This window comes from Rhodovulum sp. PH10, from assembly GCF_000293785.1.
Classification (GTDB): Bacteria; Pseudomonadota; Alphaproteobacteria; order Rhizobiales; family Xanthobacteraceae; genus Rhodoplanes.
In genome coordinates, this window is the sequence record NZ_AKZI01000260.1 from 1 (window position 1) to 510 (window position 510).

At 66.7% G+C, this 510-nt stretch carries 1 protein-coding gene; it reads right to left on the reverse strand.

Features of this window, described 5'->3' with window-relative positions; translation table 11 throughout:
• Window positions 1–107: 107 nt before the first annotated feature.
• Window positions 108–510: outer membrane protein (locus A33M_RS21920; protein ID WP_040622781.1), on the reverse strand; the 403-nt coding region annotated here is incomplete at its 5' end.

The window sequence follows — 510 nt, forward strand, 5'->3', positions numbered from 1 at the left end:
CTCGCGGCCCCGGGGGGGGGGGGGGGGGGGGGGCGAAGAACGCGCGCAAAAGAAAAGCCCCGGGGGAGACCCCCGGGGCTTCCACTCGACAGGAGAGTCGAGATCGATCAGTAGCGGGCCATCAACGGCACGCCGCCGCCGAAGCGGTAGTTCAGGCCGACCTTGGCGGTGTGGATGCCGTCGTACTCGGTGTTCCAAGTGCCGATGCCCGGGACGAAGTTCGTCTGCGTCTCGTCGAGGGCGATGTACATGTACTCGGCCTTGATCGACCAGTTCGGGTCGAACGCCCACTCGATGCCGCCGCCGACCGTCCAGGTCGTCACGGTGTCGTCGATGCTGGCCGCATAGCCCACGCCCGTGGTGGTCACGCCCGTGATGCCGGATTCGACGTCGACGAACGCCGCGCCGCCCTTCACGTAGATCATCGCGCGATCGAACGAGTAGCCGAGACGGCCGGTGATCATGCCGTACCAGTCGCCGACCTTCGTGGACGAGCTCTCGACAAAGAAC